Raw genomic sequence first — 23,372 nt, forward strand, 5'->3', positions numbered from 1 at the left:
TATAAAAGAAGCGAATCGAAAGAAAAACAATCAACAAATCAACAAATCAACAAAAATAAAAGTTTATGAGTTGATAAGTTTACTAGTTTATAAAAAACGAATTAACAGAAAAACAAATCGACAAAGGAGCAAAGCGACTAAAAAAAGTCTAACAATCCAAAAAACTAACAAGTCTAATAAAGTCTCAACGAACAATGAATTCAAATTATATAGAAACACAAGCCATTCGGACACAACTAGAACGCTCGTCTTTCTTAGAACATTCCAATCCGTTATATCTAACATCAAGTTTTGTTTTTGAAGATGCGGAAGATATGCGCGCTTCCTTTGCGGAAGAAAAAAAACGAAACATTTACAGTCGATTTACCAATCCGAACACGTCTGAATTCGTATCTAAAATCTGTAAAATGGAAGGCGCAACTGACGGTCATGCATTTGCTACAGGAATGTCTGCGGTATTTTCAACCTTTGCAGCATTGTTAAATAGCGGCGATCATATTGTATCATCACGTTCAATATTTGGCTCAACGCATAGTTTATTTACGAAGTTTTTACCAAAATGGAATATAGAAACCAGTTATTTCAAAGTAAACGAGATAGATAAAATTGAATCATTAATCAAACCAAATACTAAAGTCCTTTATGCAGAATCGCCAACAAATCCAGCCGTTGACATTTTAGATTTAGAAGTTTTAGGTAAAATTGCCAAAAAGCACAATCTTATCTTAATTATTGACAATTGCTTTGCAACGCCGTATTTGCAGCAACCTATTAAATTTGGCGCAGATTTAGTCATTCATTCTGCAACAAAATTGATTGACGGACAAGGTCGTGTATTGGGTGGCGTTACTGTTGGGCGAGAAGATTTAATTCGGGAAATCTACCTATTTTCAAGAAATACAGGTCCTGCATTGTCGCCTTTTAATGCGTGGATTTTATCTAAAAGTTTAGAAACCTTGGTGGTGCATGTCGATCGACATTGCGAAAATGCATTGAAGATTGCAGAATTTTTAGAGAATCATCCAGAGGTAAATTGGGTAAAATATCCGTTTCTAAAATCGCATCCGCAATACGAAATTGCCAAAAAACAAATGAAACTAGGCGGAAACGTAGTTGCTTTTGAAGTGAAAGGCGGGATTGAAGCTGGGCGAAAATTTTTGAATACTATAAAAATGTGTTCGTTGTCTGCAAACTTAGGTGACACGCGAAGTATTGTAACGCATCCAGCATCAACCACACATAGTAAGCTTTCTGTGGAAGATCGTTTGGAAACGAGTATTACAGATGGACTCATTCGTATTTCCGTAGGATTGGAAAATGTAAACGACATTATGCAAGATGTACAACAAGCACTTGCAACCTAATATAAAATTCTTTTTTTTCATGTATATGACAGAAAAGGTTTTGATTGTAATTATAAAGATTCAATTGAGACCTTTTTCTTTTACATATGAAAATGTCATTTTGAGCGCGGTCGAGAAATCTTTGTAACTACTAATCGTAAAAGTATTTCTTTCCAACAATCCAATAAGTCTAACAGATCCAAAGCGTTCACATTGAGCAGAATCGAAGCGAATTGCTAAGTACGGTATTCCCGTAATTCATCCTTTAAAATATTTAGTATCTTTTCATGTATTAACTTAAAATATTGTAAATATGAAAAAAAAGAACCTAAAAAGCTTAGCGCTTAACAGAAAAACAATCTCCAATCTTGATGCAACAAACAGCAAAGGTGGAGTCGCTCCAACAGTACTATGTATATTAACAATAGATGATATTAATGGCGGAAATATCTGTCTTCGGTCGGTTAAATGTCTTCAGACAGACGGTTGTGTCAGTATTTTTCAAACATGTATTACACAAACGGAATTCCCTACATGTAGAGATTGTAACTAAGAATCAAAAATAGTAAAATCATGAAAAAAAAGAATCTAAAAAGCTTATCGCTTAACAGAAAAACGATCTCTAATTTTGACGCGTCAAGTAATAGAGGTGGAGCTGGTGGAACAGTACTCTGTGTATTTACAGTGCCTAACCCAGATGGTGTAAATACCTGTCTTCAATCAGTTGAATGTCTTCAAACGCAAAAAGGTTGTGCAAGTGTTCTGATCACGTGTCTCCCACCAACAGAATTTCTAACATGTAGAAATTGTGTGTAAAATCAACATTATAATGTATAAAGGCAAGCGAACTTCGGTTCGCTTTTTTTGTACAATAAACTAATTAAAACTACGATTTTATTCGTTGTTTTATAAGGTGTGAAGTATTGCTGAAAAGCCATAGAAATAAGCGTTTGTCGAGAAAACTTAAAAAGCGCGCCTATTTTTTACGGAAAACCGTAAACATCTTTAAATTAGTAGTGTGCATGTATGTGTGTTCATCAGGAAAAACGATTTCATTTTCGATGAAGTGTTGAATAAAAGGGTTGAAATGCAGTTATCTAAGGTTGATTGAAAAGATATATTAACTACTTTTAGGGTCTAATATAGCATGAACTACCTAATCCCCAAACTATGCGAATATCCACATTGCTACCTTTTATGTTGATATGTTTTTTCAGTACAGAAACTTTTGGTCAATGTGCCGGAATAAGTACCAATGCATGTTCTACAGCTGCACCGACAGTAATTAGTAATAGTATCACGTGTACACCACCTGCAAATCAAGGTGGACGACGGAATTTTAATGTGACCAACATGATTGCTGGTTACACGTACAGAGTTTCCAATTGTGGTTCTGGTTTTGATACACAAATGACTATCAGAGATGCTGGTGGAACTGCTGTAGCATTCAACGATGACAATGGCCCTGCATGTGCAGGAACTGCTGCTTCTATTGATTTTGTGCCAGCAACTACAGGCGATTACAGAATACATCTCAACAGATACAATTGTGCCACAACAAATAATTTAAACGGAGATATTGTAGTTACGCTAGTAGCAATTCCTGGTGCTGTACCTGCTAATGATGATTGTACTACTGCGATTTCATTAACCGTAAATTCAGGATCTACATGTACAACGAGTACTTCAGGAACAACCAGTGGAGCAACACAAACTATTGGCGCTATCAGTTGTAATAGCTTTACAGGAGCTGCCGATGATGATGTTTGGTATAGTTTTACAGCAACTTCTACAGAGCATGATATTACAGTAACACCAGGAACACTTATAGATGCAGTCGTAGATTTACGATCTGGAGCCTGTGATGGAAGCAATATAGACTGTGCTGATACAACAACAGGAAGTTCAGCTGAAGTAATCAATGCAACGAGTTTATCGATAGGAACTACATACTATATAAGAGTATACAGTTATGATGCAGCATCAGATGAAGGTACATTTGATATTTGTGTCACTACGCCATCATTAGTCAATTGCATGCCTACAACAGATTCTCCAGGCGGACGCTATATTGATACCATAAGTTTTATAGGTACTTTGGAGGATGTTACAAATGCAGGAACAGGTTTTAGTACTGGTTATCAAGATTTCACAGGACTTACCACACTTTCCAGACAAGTAGAAGGAGAAGGAGTGAATGTCTATGTAGAAGCTAACGCTAGAGGACGAATCAAAGCTTGGGTCGATTGGAATACGGACAATATTTTTGACGTTACAACAGAAGAAGTCTATGACTCTGGAGGCGTAGCAACGACAACCGTGACCTTTGGCTTTGTGATTCCATTAGGAACTGCCGTAGGAGATTACAAAATTCGAGTTCGAATATATAACACTGTAAGTGATAATCATAACTATGATTTTACGCCTTGTGAAAACTTTGTAGATGGACTTCCTTCAGACCAAATTGGAGAAGCTGAAGATTATTTATTTACCGTAGAACCTTATTGTGATTCCCTAATTACAAGCGTAACTGATGGAGAAACCTGTGGGACAGGTACTGTAGATTTATCAGTTGCCTCTAATATTGTAGGTCTTACTAAATATAGATGGTATGATGCAGAAACAGGAGGTACGATGTTAGCAGAAACAAATAATGGTAACTGGACAACACCATCCATTTCAACTACCACCACCTATTATGTAACTGCGTTTAATGGAACTTGTGAATCATGGGAGCGTGAGGCAATAGTCGCACAATTTAATCCTGTACCAGTACTTGTAGTAACTCCTGATGTTCCTGATAGAGTAGTATGTGGGGAAAATGATATGTTAGAAATATCAGCTGCAGGTGATGTTGATGATGTATTCTTAATAGATGAAGATTTTGAATCAGGGACTCTAGGGGCATTCACAAATGTGATTCTCAATGACAACGGTGCTACTATAAATGGTCTTACTGCATGGCAAAACCAAACAAGTACCTTCATTCCTGCCGAACAAGTATGGTTTCCAGCAATTTCATCAGGGTTTGGAAGTGATCAATTTGTGATCAGTAATTCAGATGTTGGTGCAGATGGATCAGGAACCTCATATATAACGGACAATGCGTTACAATCAACCACTTCGTATGATACAACTAACTATGTAAACCTTACACTAAGTCTAGATTGTTACTACTCACATTATTTAGCAGATGGTGTTGATGCTACAACCGATTATATAGCAATAGAAGCTTCTACGGATGGTACCAACTGGACAGCCATTACACCAAATATTGTAGCAGATGTTGGAATTGGAACAAGGTTTGAAACCCTTTCGTATGATCTAACTACGTACATTAACGAACCAACGTTGAGTGTTCGTATTCGCTATTATGGAGTATGGGTAGATGGTGTTGCGGTAGACAATATAAAACTATTTGGAGACAAAGATATTACAGCGGTCGATTGGACAACAACACCTTATGGGATTGTAGATTTATATATTGATACTGATAGTGATGGAATAGGCGACACACCATACACTTCAGGAAGTAGCGCAGAAACGGTATATGCAATGCCAACATTAGCACAATTAGAAGAAGCTACCTATTCATTTACCATTGATGCAAACCTTGCCAACGGATGTGGCGCAGCGAGTTTCGATTTTAATATCACCAACAGAACACGAATATTTGATAGTAGTGTAGATGCTTGGGGCGTAGCTTCCAATTGGTCACAAAACATTGTGCCTACGTCGGATGATTGTGTTATCATAAAAGACAACGGACTCACTTTTGATACCAAAGTATCGGGAACAGCATTGGCTAAAAACCTAACCGTGAAAAATGGAGCGCATCTAGAAATGGCATCGTTATCTTCACTAACAGTTACGGATTGGATTACAGTAGAATCTGGTGGAACCATCAACATAAATGATAGTGCAAACTTAGTTCAAGTAACGGATGTTACCTCCAATAACAATACAGGAGACATCAATATGCATCGTACGGTTTCAGGAGTCACGGGAACTGACTATATATTTTGGTCTACAGCAGTAGAAGGTTTTGATGTGGCAAACATATCACCAGGAACACAACCATGGTATATCTATCAATGGGCACCAACGGTAAGTGGAAATGGAGTGGGAGACTATGGAGAATGGCAAGCAGCTTCGGGAACAATGGCAGTTGGAAATGGATATATTATCCGTGGAATTTCGGGAACAAGTGCAGCCAATACCGCAGACTTTGTGGGACGACCAAATAATGGAATCATAAACACTACGGTTACTAGAGGAACGTATACAGGTGTAGACTATCCGGGCGCTGGAAGTACCAATGCAACGGAGTTAGATGATAACTGGAACTTAGTAGGAAATCCATATCCGTCAGCAATATCAGCGGATGCATTTATTACGACAAATGCTTCTGTTATTACAGATGATACCAATCCGGGAACCATCACAGGAACCGTATATCTTTGGAGACATCTGAGCGCACCTAGTGATGCGTATGTAGATCAGTTTTATAGTAACTTTGCGTACAATTACAATGCGGATGATTACATTCAATACAATAGTACTGGATCAAATCCTATTGGATTTAATGGGAACATCGCAGCTGGGCAAGCATTCTTTGTACTAATGGATGATGCAGCACCAGCAACCACTACCATAGAATTCAATAACTCAATGCGAGATGCTTCATACGGGAACAATCAATTTTACAGATCGAATGAAGATGATATTGGTCAAATTGAAAACAATGAAAACAATACAACCAACAATCCGATTGAAAGACACAGAATTTGGTTAGACATTATCGCTTCAGACAATACGGCGGCATCTATACTTGTTGGATATCTCACAGGAGCTTCTAACAATAAAGACAGACTTTACGATGGAGATAACTTAAGCGACGCAGCTACACATTTATACTCACTTATTGGTGACGAAAAAATGGCAATTCAAGGAAGAGCATTACCATTTCAAGACACAGATATTGTACCATTAGGTGTAAAAGTTGGACAAAGTGGAACTTATACCGTTGCTATTAATGCAGTTGACGGACTATTTGATACTACAAATCAGGCAATCTACCTAGAAGATTTATATACAAATACTGAGCATGATTTACGTGCAATGCCATACAGTTTTTATTCAGATGATGGAATCTTTAACGATCGTTTTATATTAAAATATGCACCGAACAGCACTTTAGATACGAACGAATTTGAATCAAATACAGGAGTTGTCATCTCTACAAACAACAATCAAATAAAAGTACATTCATACAACAGTCAAATTGAAGACATAATAGTATATAATATCCTTGGAAAACGTTTAATTGATCGTAAAAATATCAATCAAGATATATATGATATCACAAACTTACGTCAAACAAACAGTGCGCTTATCATAAAAGTTACCTTGCGAAACGGTAAGCAAAAAATACAAAAGGTCATTTACTAAACAAGAAAAAATTCAACAACAAAAAAGCACGCTGTATATCATTTTATATAGCGTGCTTTTATGTTTCAATATAACTAATATTGTTGTAAATATTGATTAAGCTTCATCCTTTTTAGGAGGTGGACAAATACCACATGATAATCCACACTGTGAATCATTCTGAGAACCACTACATCCTTGAGGAGAAGAAATTCCTCCTTTAATCACTTCTTCACGTAAATCTGAGATAAGTTTTTTGTTTAATCTCAACGATTTTAAATTTCTTTTTTTCATGCTATTTTTTTTAAATTAATAAGCAAACAAGTTAAGTAAATAAATTGCATAATTTTTATGGGAAAACCGTAATTAATCTGATTTAGATATAAAAAAATACATCCATCCATGAATATCTATCTTTTAAATAAAACAGAATAATTACCCAGAAATCTTTACCATAGTTGTTTGCCTTTTTATCTAATTATAAATAATGATTTCTTCTCCAAGGATTCCATCAAAATTTCCAATCACAGGAAAGCGATTAGCGGTCTTTAAATGCCAGTTTCCAATTTTTGTATTATTGCGTTTAATGTACAAACTATTAAATGTATTTCCAGAAAGCGTTAACAGTCCAATCCCGTAAGGTTTAGATACCAAAATATCTGCTTTGCCATCCGCATTAAAATCTCCAATTTTTAAAATCTTATTATCTCTAACCGTCCTAGTATTATAAGTCCATCTTCCAAAACGAGTGCCCACAGGCTTTACAACAATGCTATTTAAAGTATTGCCCGATAAAGTTAACAGTGCAATTCCATATGGTTTAGACACTAAAATATCTGCTTTTCCATCTCCATTAAAATCGCCAACTCCTTCAATTTTATTATCACGAACGGTGCTAGTATTATAGGTCCATATTCCGAAACGAGTGCCGTTTGGTTTTGTGAGTACGGAATTGAATGTATTGCCTTGAAGTTTCAAAATTCCGATGCCCCAACGGCTTGTAATTAAAATATCATCTTTTCCATCTCCATTAAAATCTGCAATTGCCTCAATCTTGTCACTTCCGCTATTTACAGAAGCATTATATCTCCATTGTCCAAACCAAGTATCTTTGCGTTTCACAACTATACTACTTAATGTATTGCCAGATAATGTCAACAGCGCAATTCCATACGGTTTAGACACCAAAATATCTGCTTTTCCATCGCCATTAAAATCACCAACTCCTTCAATTTTATTATCTCTGACTGTGTTGGTATTATAGGTCCATACTCCAAAACGAGTACCATTTGGTTTTGTGATGACGGATTTGAATGTATTCCCTTGAAGTTCCAACATTCCTATTCCCCAGGGACTTGTAATTAAAATTTCATCTTTTCCATCATTGTCAAAATCTGCAATTGCCTCAATCTTATCATTTGGATTATATCTCCATTGTCCAAACCAAGTATCTTTTGGTTTCACAACAATACTTTTCCATTGATTATTTATGCGAGATAAAACGCCAATTCCCCACGAACTGCTTATTAAAATATCATCAATTCCGTCTCCATTAAAATCACCTTTACCTAAAATTTTATTAAGATTTGAATCAAAATTCCATCCTTCAAACCAAGCTTTATTCGCATGTATTGCATAGTTGTTTAAATTACTTCCATTAAGTTTTAATATACTAAGTCCATTCTCATACTTCATTCTAACGGTCCAATCGCCAATAATACTCCAGGTATACGTTCGTTTATTACCAGCAACATCTTTAGACAACTGTGAGTCATTTGATTCTTTTGTAAAATAAGCGCGCCAACCATCACCAAAATGTTTTTTTTCACTCTTTCCTATTTCTTCGGTAAAGCCTTCGGGTTTATCATAAAATACTTTTGCTCTTGAAGCGAGTGCGACTCCATTAAGGAAAAACAATATGCTTTCTGCATTTTGCAATCCAGTTGATGTGCCATAGCTATTATGATTGTAAGGAACACTAGATGCGCCTCCTGGACTATTCACCTCGCATCCATTATGGATAAAAAGGTTTCCTCCGGTTCCGGATAGAATATTATTTTCATAAATTGTTCTATGTACGTACGCATCAGCTTTACCATTTTGCCCAAATAAAGAAGGTGTGTAGCGAAACAGACTTCCAATTTGTTCCTTTTTCCAACGCCAAGGACGGCCTCCAACTAAGTTTTCTAAGGTATTCAAATTATAAGAATCACCATAAATACTTCCCCAAGGATCAGAATGTGATGACATACCTTTTAAGGTAGCAGGAGTTTTTAAAAAATTCACATAATTAAGTAAACTTGCATCATTATAAGCAACGGAATTGCTAAAGCTTGGGGATGCTTTTTTTAAATAATTATTAAGGTTTGAAGCATTAATTAAGCCACTTCCAAAGTTTGCAGCTCCAGTTCTATGGCTACCCAATGGATTGCCTCCAGATCGGAAGCTATGATTCCTGTCAAAATAATTTATAAGCAGTTCACGCTCTGTCGCTGGATCTTTCCTTAAAAAGGTTCTTGGGTCAGCATTTCGAGTGGTTTCTAGTGTGCGAGGGCGACCGCTTCTATCTAACAAACCTCTATTGTTTGAATCTAAAAAATTTGGATCAGGAGTAACAGCTATATTTCTTGCATTAATTCTCGAAACCAATATCTCAGGTCTCGAAATTGGGTTTGACTTGCTACGATCTGCAGTGCTAATTTCTGGATGCCTTTGCGCAGTACGAAGTCTCAATCTTAAAGTTCCACTTGACGAAGTAAGTCGCTGGAAATTATCATCTCTTATCCAGAAAAAATCCTGAAAAGAAACTTGATTATCATTATACTTTGTAGAAACAAATGTCATATTATCAACTGGCCAATTACTTGCAGTGCCAGTCGTTGGTATGGCTTCAATAGATGCTACGTTGGTTGGCCCTTTCCTATAAATATCTTCCCATTTTCCATCTAAATCTGCCAATACAATATCTGCTCTATGCGCAACAATTTCGGGCACGATTCTCAAAAAATCCGTTTTATTACTATATGTGTAGTTTGTGCCACCAATGGTCATATTCCCAGTCTTTTTCTTCCAAAGCCATCTTCTGAGTAACATAGCTTCTGGGAATGAACCTACTAAAACAACGCCTTGTAAATTTTTGGTTCGCTTAACTTCTTTTAAAAATGATCTTAGTGCCAAAAGGGTTTGTCCATCTTGATGTTGTAGACCGTCATAAATATCAGCCTTTATAAATTTTGTGGTATATCCTTCTGCTTTCAAATCATCTTTAAACTGTTGGAGTCTATTTAACAAATCATTTGTTGAATAAGAACTTCCTGCTATTGTATTCAAAATCCTGTCTTCAACCAATACCAACACTAACTTACTGTTGGAATTAACGGTCTCATACCTTTGCTCAAATGGCAAATAACTTAGTTGATTGATCTCATTGATGCCATCAGAGTCCATATCGTATCCGCTATAAGAAGACATAACAGAAGATATCGTTTGCGCTTTTGCGATATTAATTGCTGTGAAAGCAATCATAAATACTAAACAATATTTTAATCCTTTAGATACGTGAGTAAATTTTTTCATCTTTTTTACTTTTTAGTTGATTCGTATTTCTTGTAATTCCAATCTTATTTCTTAGGATTATAATGCAGCAACCTTAGAAATAATTACAACAAAAGTAAAGTGTATGGCTGCGTTTTAAAATAGGTAAAACACCTTTTACTGGCTGATTTTCACCCTTTTAACAAGGTTTTATTCTTAGCTTGCTAAAAAGTGATACTACAGAAAATTAGATGTTTACATTTAGAACGAATGTCTATAAAGGAATTTGAACCAAACCTTGGAGAAACCGAAGATTGATGCGTTTCTACTGAAGAAAATAAAAAAGAAAACGATCAACAATAAAAAGCACGCTGTATATCATTTTATATAGCGTGCTTTTACGTTTCAATACAATTAATATTGTAACTAATAATTCAGGTCCAAGATTTATTGTTTAGGTGGTGGACAAATACCACATGATAATCCACACTGTGAATCATTCTGAGAACCACTACATCCTCGAGGAGAAGAAATTCCTCCTTTAATCACTTCTTCACGTAAATCTGAGATAAGTTTCTTGTTCAGTCTCAACGATTTTAAATTTCTTTTTTTCATACTATTTTTTTTAAAAAGTTAATAAACACCAAGATAAACAATTGAATTACATGCGGTTTACGGGAAAGCCGTAATATCACAAACGTACTAAAAGTAGGAAAAAGCGTTGATATTGAGGTATTCGTAACAAATCATTAAATTTTGATAATTTCGTTAAAAAATTCGCAATAAAAACACGCCCGAAACCCTCTCGCAGCAATGCGACAAGGTTTCCAACGCAAACAAAAGCTTCCCGCAGACCTGCGAGACGTTTTCAAACGCCAACAAAAGCTTCCTGCAGAGCTGCGAGATGCTTTCCGACACCAACGAAAGCTTCCTGCAGAGCTGCGAGAGGCTTTCAAACACAAACAAAAGCTTCTCGCAAGCGTGCGACAAGCTTCCCAACAGAGACGAAGCAGTAAAACAGAACATTGTCAGCAAATACCACAAAAACAAAACACATAGAAATACGGGTTGCTAAATCAAAAATGTTCACTTATTTTTATGCAAAATCTGAACACACATGCTTAGCAATACGATCAAAGAACTTTCAACAACAATACTCAACAATCAATCAGACATTACTGTATCTAAAAATGCCATTGATGAAATTCATAAGCATTTTCTAGAAATCACAGAAATTCTGGACTTAGGGAAAGAATTGCAAAACATAGCAGCAGTGCCAACGGCAAGCGGAATGGCATTATCACTCAATCATGCAGCAGCGTGTTTAATAGATTACAGAAGAACAACCAAATTTTTAAAAGGAATGGTTGAACTCATTCGCGCAAAGCAACAACAACATCCAAACGAAACCATCAATATATTCTATGCAGGCTGCGGTCCGTATGCACCATTTGTAACCATAGTAGCACCATTATTCGATCCAAAAGAAGTGCAATTCACACTCTTAGAAATCAACGCGGCTTCCATCAAAATGGCAGAAAAACTCATCGCAGAATTACAACTTGCCGACTACGTAACGGAATATCATACGGCAGATGCTGTCACCTTTCAAATTCCAGATGCTAAAAAATACCATATCCTATTCAGTGAAACCCTAGATGCTTTACTATACCGCGAATCATACATGCCAATTCTATGGAACATGTTGCCACAACTCTCGGAAAACTGCGCGGTCATTCCAAACAATGTCATTGTAAAAGCAGGACTGACCATTCCACTACAAGAAGAAGAAACGGTTCGGAAAGAAGACGAAGGCGGAATCATCATAAATGTACGTGAAGTTGTTAAAGCAAACAAAGGAAATTCACCATTACCCGAAAGACTTCCAACAGCTACCATAAACATCCCAAAAGACAGTAACTATCAATCCATGATTGTAGACACACAAGTACATATCTACGACGATATTTGGCTTGCCCGAAACGAATCATCACTCAGCATTCCACTCGAAATGGAAATTGAATATCCGCTAACATTCAGCGAAGTCTACTTTTTCTATCAACTCAAACCGTCCGTAGAGCTAAAACTAAGCTATAAGTAGCAAGCGAAAACGTTATCGTATAAAAATCACTAAAAAATATTTGCATCTTCCTTTTGGAAGCCGTTAATTTGTGTAAATAAATAGTTCATATACATACTGTCGTTATCAAGAAAGGCCGAGGGATTAGACCCGTTGAAGCCTTAGCAACCCTTTACACATAAAGAAGGTGCTACATTCTACTGCGCAAGCGGATAGATAACAAAAGAGAAATTCACTTCATTTCCTCACACTTTTTTGATACAACTTATAATTAGGGCGTTACCCTAGCGGGTCAGGCTATTCGCAGTCGCTTTTTTGTACTGTCATTCCTGCTTTCGCAGAAATCACAGCACAAAAAGAGCTCCGACAATGCTACTATCCTTAACGCAGATAGAAAAGCCAAGGAAAGCCTGTGCTAAACAAAGCACTAAGGTTGTCATGAAAACAAAACAAAGGACGCTGAGCGGAGTCGAAGCGACTATGAAACGAAAGAACGAAAGAACGAATTAACGAAAGAACGAAGAACAAAAAAAAATGAAAAACATCTGGAACGAAATAGAAAAACGAATCCTTGTCCTCGATGGCGCTATGGGAACCATGTTGCAAGCCTACAAATTTGTGGAAGCTGATTTCCGTGGCGAACGCTTCAAGGATTACCCAACACCATTGCAAGGAAACAATGACTTGCTATCCATCACACAACCACACGCCATCAAAGAAGTACATGCAAAATACTTTGCAGCGGGTGCAGACATTGTAGAAACCAATACATTCTCCGGAACTACCATCGCGATGGCTGATTATCAAATGGAAGACTTGGTATACGAACTCAACTTCGAATCGGCAAAAATTGCCAAAGAAGTGGCTGACGAATTCACAGCCAAAGAACCGCACAAACCACGTTTTGTAGCAGGTTCCATTGGTCCAACAAACCGAACAGCAAGCATGTCACCCGACGTAAATGATCCAGGTTATCGCGCCGTAACATTTGACGAATTGCGTATAGCGTACAAACAACAAGTAGAAGCTTTACTAGATGGTGGCGTTGATGTATTATTAGTCGAAACAGTATTTGACACGCTCAATGCAAAAGCGGCACTATTTGCCATCGAAGAAGTAAAAACAGAACGCGATATTACAATTCCAATCATGTTGAGCGGAACCATTACTGATGCAAGCGGACGTACACTATCTGGGCAAACCGCAGAAGCATTTCTAATCTCCGTATCACACATTCCGTTACTATCCGTCGGATTTAACTGTGCGTTAGGCGCAAACCTATTACAACCACATTTAGAAGCCATTGCGAACAAAACGGACTTTGCAATCTCAGCGCATCCAAACGCAGGATTGCCAAACGCTTTTGGGGAATACGAAGAATCACCAGAAGAAATGGCTGCTCAAATAGAAGAATACCTCAAAAAAAATCTAATAAATATTATCGGTGGATGTTGCGGAACAACGCCCGATCATATCACCGCAATCGCTGAGGTAGCTGCGAAATACAAACCACGTCAGGTAGTTGTTAGTTGTTAGTTATTTGTTGTTGGTAAATAAAATTTAAAATGAATACGAATTTCAGCCTTTTACGCAGAATAACTTTTATTGATGAATGTCATATCGAGCGCAGTCGAGATACAATTGAAATCTCTGTAAATCAATAAAAGATAATAGTTAATACGAGTATTACAAATTATGAAAATAAAGCAAACTAAATATATGCGACTTTCAGGTTTAGAACCACTAGTTCTAAACGAAAATAGCAACTTTATAAATGTAGGAGAACGAACCAATGTAGCAGGCTCGCGTAAATTCTTGCGACTCATCAAAGACGAAAAATTTGATGAAGCGTTGGCAATTGCCAGACATCAAGTAGATGGTGGCGCGCAAATCATCGATATCAACATGGACGATGGTTTAATTGACGGAAAAGAAGCCATGGTAAAGTTTCTAAACCTCATTGCTGCCGAACCAGATATCTGTCGCGTGCCCATCATGATTGACAGCTCCAAGTGGGAAATCATAGAAGCCGGATTGCAAGTGGTACAAGGGAAGTCGGTGGTAAACTCTATCTCACTAAAAGAAGGTGAAGAAAAATTTATCTGGGAAGCAACACAAATCAAACGGTACGGAGCGGCAGTCATTGTCATGGCTTTCGATGAAGTTGGACAAGCAGACAACTACGAAAGACGTTTAGAAATTGTGGCGCGTTCGTACGATGTATTAGTCAACAAAGTAGGGTTTCCTGAAGAAGATATCATCTTTGATTTAAACATATTTCCCGTAGCAACCGGAATGGACGAACACCGCAAAAATGCTATTGATTTCATTGAAGCAACACGTTGGACGCGTCAAACCTATCCGAATGTAAGTGTCAGTGGCGGTGTGAGTAATGTATCGTTTTCGTTTAGAGGAAACAATGTTGTGCGTGAAGCGATGCACTCAGTATTCTTATATCATGCCATTCAAGCTGGAATGAACATGGGAATCGTAAACCCTGCAATGTTAGAAATATATGATGACATTCCAAAAGACTTGTTAGAACATGTAGAAGATGTAATGTTTGATAGGAGAGAAGATGCAACGGAACGTTTATTGGATCTGGCGGAAGCTTTCAAAGGAACAAAAAAAGCAAGTGCAGAAACCATTCAAGAATGGCGCGGTTTCGAATTGCAAGAACGTATCACACATTCACTCGTAAAAGGAATTGATAAATATATTTTAGAGGACATAGAAGAAGCACGCCAAAAAGCAGAAAAACCGTTAGAAGTCATCGAAGGAAACCTCATGATTGGTATGAATGTCGTGGGCGATTTATTCGGTTCAGGAAAAATGTTCTTACCGCAAGTGGTAAAATCGGCACGTGTAATGAAAAAAGCGGTTGCTTATCTAAACCCTTATATTGAAGAAGAAAAAAAGAAAAATGCTACCAAATCATCGAAAGATGAAAGCGGGGCAGTAGGAAAAATATTAATGGCAACCGTAAAAGGTGATGTGCACGATATTGGAAAAAACATTGTAAGTGTCGTACTCGGTTGTAACAATTACGAAATTGTAGATTTGGGTGTGATGGTTGCACCCGAAAAAATCATTGCAGCAGCCAAAGCGGAAAATGTAGATGTCATAGGATTATCTGGTTTAATTACGCCTTCGCTAGACGAAATGGTGTATTTAGCCAAAGAAATGGAACGTCAAAACTTTAGCATTCCTTTATTGATTGGTGGCGCAACGACTTCCAAAGCACATACAGCTGTAAAAATTGATCCAGAATACAAAAATGCGGTCGTACATGTCAATGATGCATCAAGAGCAGTGACGGTTGTGGGTGATTTGTTAAATAAGAAAAAATCAAAAATCTATCGCAAAAAGCTAAAGGAAGACTATGATATATTCCGCGAAAAGTTCTTAAAACGTAGAAAAACAAAAAAATACATTCCATTATCAGCAGCGCGACGAAAAAAATATAAAATCGATTGGGAAACGAGCAACATCGTAAAACCAAATGAACTCGGAATCCAGAAACTTACACAATTAAGTTTGAAAGAATTAGTTCCGTTTATCGATTGGAGTCCATTCTTTAGATCGTGGGATTTACACGGACATTATCCAGCGATTTTAACGGATAACGTGGTTGGTGAACAAGCAACACAATTATTTGCGGATGCACAAGAAATGATCAAAGAAATCATTGCGAATCAATCGCTAAAAGCAAAAGGAATTTTTGGATTGTTTGAAGCAAACACAATTAATCATGATGATATTTCCATTCAGAAAAACGGAAAAGAAGTTGCTGTTTTTAGAACACTGCGTCAACAATTGGAAAAACGTGCCGAAGTTCCAAACATTGCTTTGTCAGACTTTATAGCACCAAAAGAAACAGGCAAGCAAGATTATATGGGAACATTTTGTGTAGCGATATTTGGTGTGCAAGAATTGGCAGATAGTTACAAAGAAAAGCAAGACGATTACAACGCAATTATGGCGCAAGCCATTGCAGATAGATTTGCAGAAGCATTTGCTGAATACTTACACAAACAAGTCCGAACCAAACATTGGGGCTACGATGTGAGTGAAAATTTAACCAATGAAGATTTAATTAAGGAAAGTTACAAAGGAATTCGTCCAGCGCCAGGATATCCGGCATGCCCCGATCATTTGGAAAAAGAAACCATCTGGGAATTGCTTGGCGTTGAAGAAGTCATAGGTGTTACACTTACGGAAAGTTTAGCCATGTGGCCAGCTGCAGCCGTTTCTGGATATTATTTCGGAAACCAAGAAGCAAAGTATTTTGGGTTGGGGAAAATTACAAACGATCAGGTTGAAGATTTTGCGAATAGAAAAGGAATTAGCATAGAAAAAGCACAAAAATGGTTGCACCCAAACTTGGCGGATTAACCCGCGTTAGTGATAGGAGCGGCATCCTCCCGATTTTCTCGGGAGATACAGCGGATAGCACGACCATAAAAGGTTTTTGAACATTGAGCGGAGCGGAAATGAGAAATAAGCTTTTGTGGGAACGCCCAAAAAAAAGATTGAGAGAAAAAGAATGAGATTCCCGTCTACACGGGAATGAAAAAAATAACAGATGAAAGTAACAGAACATATCACAAATGCCGAGGGAAAAACATTGTTTACCTTTGAAATATTACCGCCATTAAAGGGACAAGATATTAAATCGATATTCGATAATATTGATCCGTTAATGGAATACAAACCACCATTTATTGACGTAACGTATCACAGAGAAGAGTATACGTTTAAAGAATTGGGGAATGGATTGTTGAAAAAACAAGTGGTAAAAAAACGTCCAGGAACGGTTGGAATTTGTGCCGCGATTCAGAATAAATATCAAGTAGATGCTATTCCGCATATTTTATGTGGTGGATTTACGAAGGAAGACACAGAAAACTTCTTGATCGATTTAGATTTCTTAGGAATTGACAATGTGGTTGCCTTACGTGGTGATGCGGTGAAAAGTGAAACCTATTTTAAACCTGAAAGTGACGGACATACATACGCTTCCGAATTGGTAAGTCAGATACAAGACTTAAACAACGGAAAATATTTAGATGAAGAATTGCAAAACTCTTCCAAAACTGATTTTTGTGTGGGTGTTGCGGGGTACCCTGAAAAACACATGGAAGCGCCAAGTTTGGATTCGGATATTCATTTTTTAAAGAAAAAGATAAAAGCGGGCGCGGAATACATTGTAACGCAGATGTTTTTTGATAATCAAAAATTCTTCGAGTTTGAAAAAAAGTGTCGCAAAGAAGGCATTACGGTTCCTATCATTCCGGGATTGAAACCGATTGCAACACGAAAGCAGTTGAACTTAATTCCGCATCGTTTCAATGTAGATTTACCGGATGATCTCATTATGGCAATTGTTCGTTGTAAAGATAACAAAGCCGTTCGGCAAGTAGGAGTTGAATGGTGTACGCAACAAAGTAAAGAACTTATTGAAGCAGGTGTGCCGATTTTGCATTACTACTCTATGGGAAGATCGAGCAATATTGAAGCCATTGCAAAAAAGATATTTTAACTAAAAAAAGGTCATTTGAAAAGAATACTTCTCCAAATGACCTTTTTAGATACTACTAAAATTAGTAGTTTAACATCCAAGCGTGTTTGCGTCAAACAAACCGCAATTAAGATTTCCGTAACATCTAGTTACATCAACTGTTCGGCAAACATCTATGGATTCACAGATGTATACAGAATCTCCAAATCCACCTGTGATACTTTGCGCATTCAGTGTTGAAATGGAATCTTTTTTAAGTTTTAACTTTTGAATTGATTTTTTCTTCATGATATAAGTTTTTTTAGATTAAAATGAAAGTTGACTAAAAAGTTTGATTTACAGGATATGGATAAATTTGACATTGATATTCTCCTTTACATCTAGTGTAATCAATAGTTTCACAGAAGACCGTTTCACACAATAATGTATTCGTGTAATTTCCTCCTGTCAGCTCATTTTGGTTTAACTTAGAAATAGAAGCTTTCTGAAGTTTCAACCTTTTAATTGATTTTTTTTTCATAATTTAAGTTTTTAGTTAAGCTTAAATATATGATAACAAAATAGGTATGCGCAGTGGTTTTGCATTACTAGAATTACGTGTTCGCTATATTTAACATAATTCACAATAGGGCATAAAAAAAGAGGAATGCCTTAGATTCCTCTTTTAACTAAACATCAAATTGATTATTTTTAAAAATCAGTTTTGTGGGTGTTGTCAATACATTGACAACTTATTTTCCGTGATATAAAGTGAAACAAAAAGTATACTGAATCACAAACGAATTGACACATTCTATTTGCTTTCCCCTTTCAGTATATGGTCATCAACTTATAATTCACGGTTAAAGTAATTTGGTTAGGTCAAATCTATAGCAAAGCAATAGATATTCGTGCGGGTTTTACACTACTTTCACTACGTGATTGCTGTAAGTGTTTGATTTATAATAAGTAAACCCTTACTTGTTGTAAAATGACATTCGAAATTATCTTTGCGGGCTAGTATAAATTTCACAAAGACCGCCTGCTACGATACACGCAGTATAATCGATCGTTTCACAGAAGTTTACAGACAAACAAATTTCTGTATTTCCAAAGGTTCCTCCAGAGATTGCATTTGCATTTAGCTTAGAAACTGCTGTTTTCTTTAATCTTAATTTTTGAATTGATTTTTTTTTCATGGTTTTAAGTTTTTTAAAATTTAATTCTATTGATTAATTGGCATTCCGATCATAAAATTGACAATTTAGCTCACCGTTACAACGTGTAAAATCGATCGTTTCACAGATATTTACGGATTGACAAAATAAGGTGCCTCCAATAGTTCCTCCACTTACGGCATTAGCATTCAGCGCAGAAATAGAAGCTTTCTTTAACTTCAACTTTCCAATTGATTTTTTTTTCATAATATTAAGTTTTTTGGTTAAGTCTAAATATATACAAATGAAATAGTTATGCGCTGAGGTTTTGCATTACAAGTAGTAAGTGGATGCAGTAGTTAACATATATAAGGAGATTAGAAATGTCTTTTTACCTCATGAATCAGCTTTTTACCAATAAATACGACTGAAAAAACTATTTTTTTAAAATAAAAACTACATTTGTCAACGCAATGAAAAAAATAGTTTTCCTCTTATTCTTTTGTGTGACAATTGCTTTTGCACAAGAAAAATCGCAGAAAGCGGCAAGTATTGAAGTCAATTACTTTGGCGGAAGTATTGTGCGACATAATAATGATATTCTGCACCTGATTACAGGACATCCAGAAGGTTTTATTATCAGTTACAACGAAAAAACATTTGGGTATGACGATTGGTCTGAATTTTATAACTATCCTGATTATGGAGTTTCATTCAGCTATCAAAATTTAAAAAATGAATACTTAGGGGAAAATGTTGCCGTGTATGGACATTATAATTTTTACTTTTTAAAACGAAATTTAATGTTTCGTATCGGTCAAGGATTGGCTTACACAAGCAATCCGTATGACAAAAAAGATAACTTTCGCAATATTGCTTTTGGTTCACGCTTTATGAGCAGTACATATTTAATGCTCAATTACAAAAAGGAAAATCTATTTGACCGATTTGGTGTGCAAGCCGGATTGTCGTTCGTTCACTATTCCAATGCCAATGTAAAAGCACCAAACACAAGTATCAATACTTTGGCTGTCAATGTTGGTGTCAACTATAACTTAGACGATACTTCACTGATTGAATTTACAAAGAATGATAGCATTCAGAAGTTTTCAGAACCCATCAAGTTTAACTTTGTTTTGCGAGCAGGAATCAACGAAAGTGATGCTATTGGAAGTGGGCAGTATGGTTTTACAATTCTGTCTGCGTATGCTGACAAACGATTGGGAAGAAGAAGCGCCATACAACTCGGAACAGAAGTGTTTTTCTCTAACTTTTTAGATGAATGGATTCGATACAGATCGATTGCATTTCCTAATGGAGCAGTCAAAGGCGATGAAGATTTTAAGCGCGTTGGTATATTTGTGGGACACGAATTATTTATCAGTAGATTTTCAATTATTACACAGCTAGGATATTACGCGTATTATCCTGTGGATTTTGAAGGTAGAACGTATATTCGTGCGGGAATGAAGCGATATTTTGGCAAAAAGTGGTATGCAGTCATGACGCTCAAATCACATGGAGCCAAAGCAGAAGCTACGGAATTTGGTGTCGGAATTCGATTGTAGTTTGATAGTTGTTAGAATTGAGTTATGTGTATTGAGCTTATAAGGAACAAAAAATGTAACAATCGAAAAAATACAGACTCTTTACAATAGCAATCAAAAATGTAAAAAGATGAAAAAAAGAGTTTTGTACAGTTTAGTAGCAGTATTGCTTATTTGTCAATTAGGAATTGCGCAAATAGCACCAGAAGAAAATATTGAGAAGAAAAATAAAATAGCACAAAAAGATCATCCTAAATTAAAAGGGATGCTTTTAGGTGTTCATGGCGCTAGAGAAACCATGTTTGAAATCGGTTATTTTTATTATGATTGGACAGAAATAACTACGGGTAAAATACCTGCCATTGGCGGAGCAGGATATTCAATCTCGACAGAACACTATATAAATCATAATTATATCATTGCGCCAAAAGCAGCTATTTGGGCAAATTTATTATATCTAAATGTAGGAATCAGTACGCCTTGGTATTTTGATATGGAAAAAAATAATAGCTTGCGCGTACGACCAGAAATAGGAGTTGGTTCAGGAAGTTGGAAATTGACGTTTGCTGCAAATATGGCAATCACCAATAAAGACATGCCGAATGTAAGTAAGTATATGGTGTCCGCAATCTGTTTTCTAAATTTTAATAAGAAAGCAAATGATGTAAAGAGAAAAATAGGTTTCCTTGGCTTGTAAGATTGAATGTTTTATTTGACAGAATAGTAGGTTTTGCCAATTTTGAAAAAATAACTTTGAATACTGAATACTGAATACTGAATACTGAATACTGAATACTGAATACTGAATACTGAATACTGAATAAATGAAAAAACTATACTTCATACTACTAATTCTAACGTTCATTTCTTGTGACAAAGAAGATGCGAACGATTGTTTTCAAGCGTCGGGAAGTATCATCACGGAAGAAGTTCGCGTGAATGATTTCTCTAAAATAGAAGTCAATGAAGGAATTAATCTAGTGATAAAAGATGGCGCAAGTCAAGAAATAATCATAGAATCGGGCGCAAATCTGATCAATGAAGTAGAAGCAACTGTTATTGGAGACAAGCTATTCTTATTTGACAATAATAACTGCAATTATGTTCGCGATTACGGAATCACCACAATTTATGTGACTTCGCCGAACATTACGGAAATTATAAGTAAAACTCAGTTTGAAGTGCGTTCGGACGGAATTTTAACCTATCCAAATCTCACTTTGATTTCTGAAAATTTCACCAACGAAAGTGCAGCTTCTGGAAACTTTACATTACAAGTACAAAATCAGGAACTAAATATTTTGTTCAATAACTTATCGAATCTATTCATTTCAGGAAGTACTGATATTTTTGACATCAATTTTCCTGGTGGAAATTCACGCGTAGAAGCCCAAAATTTTGCAGCAAATGCAGTTTCTATCTTCTCTCGTGGAAGTAATGATATCATTATCAATCCACAGTTGGAACTTTCGGGAGACATCTTTGGAACTGGTGATGTAATTGCGGTAAATCGTCCGCCAATCATAGCACTTACGGCGCATTACACAGGGCAGCTTATTTTCGAATAATCGACTCATTATTAGCATTATATCTCTTTTTGAAAATTGTTTTATTAAGGATTGTAAAATTTAATTTTTACTACCTTCAGTTTAAGAACCAAAGGTTAAGTTTATTGTTTTAGGTGTTTTAACATACTACTTTCATGCTATTATTAATTTAAAATTTTAATGTCATGAGAGAAAAAAAAGTAAAAAATTTATTGCTTAGAAAAAAAACAATAAGCATTGTAAATAGCGTAAAAATTAATGGAGGAAAATTGCCAACAACAAAACAAACTTCACTTGAGGAAACATTTTGCCTTTGTATTGGATAAAAATAATGTCTATTAATTAGGAATAACAAGAGCGAACTTCGGTTCGCTTTTTTATGTGATATTTTGAAGGAATATTAAGATGTGAGAACTTTCAAATGTCAATTCTATACAGTCAAACATACGTGAATTCGTGGAGAGAAAAATAAATTTCCAAAAGAAACCTACTATTTAACGTGAGTTCGATATAACTTATTTTTTAATATACTGTTTATCATATATTTAACTCCAATGTCAAATCGAGCGCAGTCGAGATTCAATAAAATTATAGTACTTTTTAAGCTTCTCGACTGCGCTCGAAGTGACAAAATGCTAATTTTATTGCGTTTGGCAGTTTATATTGACGATTTCTTATGTCGAACTCACGTTATTTAATAACATTTAGAACATAGGCGCAAGCTGTTAAAAACCAAAAAAGGATCAATAAGCAAATACAAATATGTACTAAAAAAGAAAATCTCCTTTTCCAAAACGTAAACTCAGTTGTTCCTCTGTGATAAAAATACATGCCTGAAAAACCAAGTGTACTGAATGCGCAAAAAATTGCTCCAAACAAAAATGAAAAAGTTCTATTTGCTCCTTCAGGTTTAAGTAAAATTAAAAGAATGGAAATACAAACTAATGCCACATTAATCTGTGCATAACGAAATGATCTCGTTGAGTTTATTAAAGTATATTTTTCCATTAAAAGAAGTTTTATAGCACTTTAAATATAGTAAAAATACTTCAATTAAATAGCGTGTGTTGAAAACTCAATAAAGTATAGATATTCTGAAAATAATTCGAGAATTCGTAACAAACCAAACAAGCAGAAAAACGAAAAAACAGAAAAACAAATCAACAAAAAAGTAGTAATCCAACAATCTAAGAGCGAAGCGATCGAAAAGCAAAGCAGTCTAAAAGCATAGCGA

At 36.0% G+C, this 23,372-nt stretch carries 18 protein-coding genes and 1 riboswitch; of the genes, 12 read left to right on the top strand and 6 right to left on the bottom strand.

The window, feature by feature from the left end:
• Window positions 1–194: 194 nt before the first annotated feature.
• From H2O64_RS01215 to H2O64_RS01225, 3 genes are all read left to right on the top strand, one after another.
• A complete protein-coding gene (locus H2O64_RS01215; protein ID WP_187560308.1) occupies window positions 195–1,364 on the top strand; it encodes a trans-sulfuration enzyme family protein in 1,170 nt (389 codons plus the stop codon).
• A gap of 552 nt (window positions 1,365–1,916) precedes the next feature.
• Complete coding sequence (locus tag H2O64_RS01220; protein WP_187560309.1) at window positions 1,917–2,159, top strand: hypothetical protein; 243 nt, start codon at window positions 1,917–1,919, stop codon at window positions 2,157–2,159.
• 354 nt (window positions 2,160–2,513) lie between these two features.
• Window positions 2,514–6,794 (top strand): GEVED domain-containing protein, encoded by a 4,281-nt coding sequence (locus tag H2O64_RS01225; RefSeq protein ID WP_187560310.1) that lies wholly within the window; start codon window positions 2,514–2,516, stop codon window positions 6,792–6,794.
• 96 nt (window positions 6,795–6,890) lie between these two features.
• Here H2O64_RS01225 and H2O64_RS01230 read toward each other — a convergent pair whose 3' ends face one another.
• From H2O64_RS01230 to H2O64_RS01240, 3 genes are all read right to left on the bottom strand, one after another.
• Window positions 6,891–7,067, bottom strand: a complete 177-nt coding sequence (locus H2O64_RS01230; protein ID WP_187560311.1) for a hypothetical protein — start codon at window positions 7,065–7,067, stop codon at window positions 6,891–6,893.
• Between the two features lie 180 nt (window positions 7,068–7,247).
• Complete coding sequence (locus tag H2O64_RS01235) at window positions 7,248–10,349, bottom strand: FG-GAP repeat domain-containing protein (protein WP_187560312.1); 3,102 nt, start codon at window positions 10,347–10,349, stop codon at window positions 7,248–7,250.
• A 405-nt stretch (window positions 10,350–10,754) separates the two neighbouring features.
• Window positions 10,755–10,922, bottom strand: coding sequence for a hypothetical protein (locus tag H2O64_RS01240; RefSeq protein ID WP_187560313.1), 168 nt, complete (start codon window positions 10,920–10,922; stop codon window positions 10,755–10,757).
• A gap of 502 nt (window positions 10,923–11,424) precedes the next feature.
• Here H2O64_RS01240 and H2O64_RS01245 point away from each other — a divergent pair.
• The 4 genes from H2O64_RS01245 (at window position 11,425) to metF (ending at window position 17,929) form a co-directional block, all read left to right on the top strand.
• Complete coding sequence (locus H2O64_RS01245) at window positions 11,425–12,408, top strand: SAM-dependent methyltransferase (protein ID WP_187560314.1); 984 nt, start codon at window positions 11,425–11,427, stop codon at window positions 12,406–12,408.
• Between the two features lie 99 nt (window positions 12,409–12,507).
• Window positions 12,508–12,610: riboswitch (SAM riboswitch) on the top strand.
• 311 nt (window positions 12,611–12,921) lie between these two features.
• Entirely contained in the window at window positions 12,922–13,923 is a 1,002-nt protein-coding gene (locus H2O64_RS01250) for a homocysteine S-methyltransferase family protein (protein ID WP_187560315.1), read from the top strand.
• A 159-nt stretch (window positions 13,924–14,082) separates the two neighbouring features.
• Window positions 14,083–16,782 carry a methionine synthase gene (metH, locus tag H2O64_RS01255; RefSeq protein ID WP_187560316.1) on the top strand — a complete coding sequence of 900 codons (2,700 nt, stop codon included), beginning with the start codon at window positions 14,083–14,085 and terminating at the stop codon, window positions 16,780–16,782.
• Between the two features lie 190 nt (window positions 16,783–16,972).
• The gene (gene metF, locus H2O64_RS01260; protein WP_187560317.1) at window positions 16,973–17,929 is read left to right on the top strand and encodes a methylenetetrahydrofolate reductase [NAD(P)H]; all 957 of its coding nucleotides are present in this window, start codon (window positions 16,973–16,975) and stop codon (window positions 17,927–17,929) included.
• A gap of 69 nt (window positions 17,930–17,998) precedes the next feature.
• Here the strand turns inward: metF and H2O64_RS01265 are convergent, their stop codons facing one another.
• The 3 genes from H2O64_RS01265 to H2O64_RS01275 form a co-directional block, all read right to left on the bottom strand.
• The gene (locus H2O64_RS01265; protein WP_187560318.1) at window positions 17,999–18,196 is read right to left on the bottom strand and encodes a hypothetical protein; all 198 of its coding nucleotides are present in this window, start codon (window positions 18,194–18,196) and stop codon (window positions 17,999–18,001) included.
• A gap of 695 nt (window positions 18,197–18,891) precedes the next feature.
• The gene (locus H2O64_RS01270; RefSeq protein WP_187560319.1) at window positions 18,892–19,086 is read right to left on the bottom strand and encodes a hypothetical protein; all 195 of its coding nucleotides are present in this window, start codon (window positions 19,084–19,086) and stop codon (window positions 18,892–18,894) included.
• 33 nt (window positions 19,087–19,119) lie between these two features.
• Window positions 19,120–19,311: a class I lanthipeptide gene (locus H2O64_RS01275; protein ID WP_187560320.1), complete on the bottom strand. Its 192-nt coding sequence runs from the start codon at window positions 19,309–19,311 to the stop codon at window positions 19,120–19,122.
• 206 nt (window positions 19,312–19,517) lie between these two features.
• On the opposite strand from H2O64_RS01275, the gene H2O64_RS01280 reads away from it, so the two are divergent.
• From H2O64_RS01280 to H2O64_RS01300, 5 genes are all read left to right on the top strand, one after another.
• Window positions 19,518–20,612: an acyloxyacyl hydrolase gene (locus H2O64_RS01280; RefSeq protein ID WP_187560321.1), complete on the top strand. Its 1,095-nt coding sequence runs from the start codon at window positions 19,518–19,520 to the stop codon at window positions 20,610–20,612.
• Window positions 20,613–20,721: 109 nt separating this feature from the next.
• Complete coding sequence (locus tag H2O64_RS01285) at window positions 20,722–21,288, top strand: hypothetical protein (protein ID WP_187560322.1); 567 nt, start codon at window positions 20,722–20,724, stop codon at window positions 21,286–21,288.
• Window positions 21,289–21,415: 127 nt separating this feature from the next.
• Window positions 21,416–22,159 (top strand): head GIN domain-containing protein, encoded by a 744-nt coding sequence (locus H2O64_RS01290; RefSeq protein WP_187560323.1) that lies wholly within the window; start codon window positions 21,416–21,418, stop codon window positions 22,157–22,159.
• A 164-nt stretch (window positions 22,160–22,323) separates the two neighbouring features.
• Entirely contained in the window at window positions 22,324–22,464 is a 141-nt protein-coding gene (locus tag H2O64_RS01295) for a hypothetical protein (RefSeq protein ID WP_187560324.1), read from the top strand.
• 503 nt (window positions 22,465–22,967) lie between these two features.
• On the top strand, window positions 22,968–23,105 hold the full coding sequence (locus tag H2O64_RS01300; RefSeq protein ID WP_187560325.1) for a hypothetical protein: 138 nt from the start codon (window positions 22,968–22,970) through the stop codon (window positions 23,103–23,105).
• Window positions 23,106–23,372 lie beyond the last annotated feature (267 nt).

Origin of the sequence: Kordia aestuariivivens (genome assembly GCF_014397005.1) — a bacterium.
Lineage (GTDB): Bacteria > Bacteroidota > Bacteroidia > Flavobacteriales > Flavobacteriaceae > Kordia > Kordia aestuariivivens.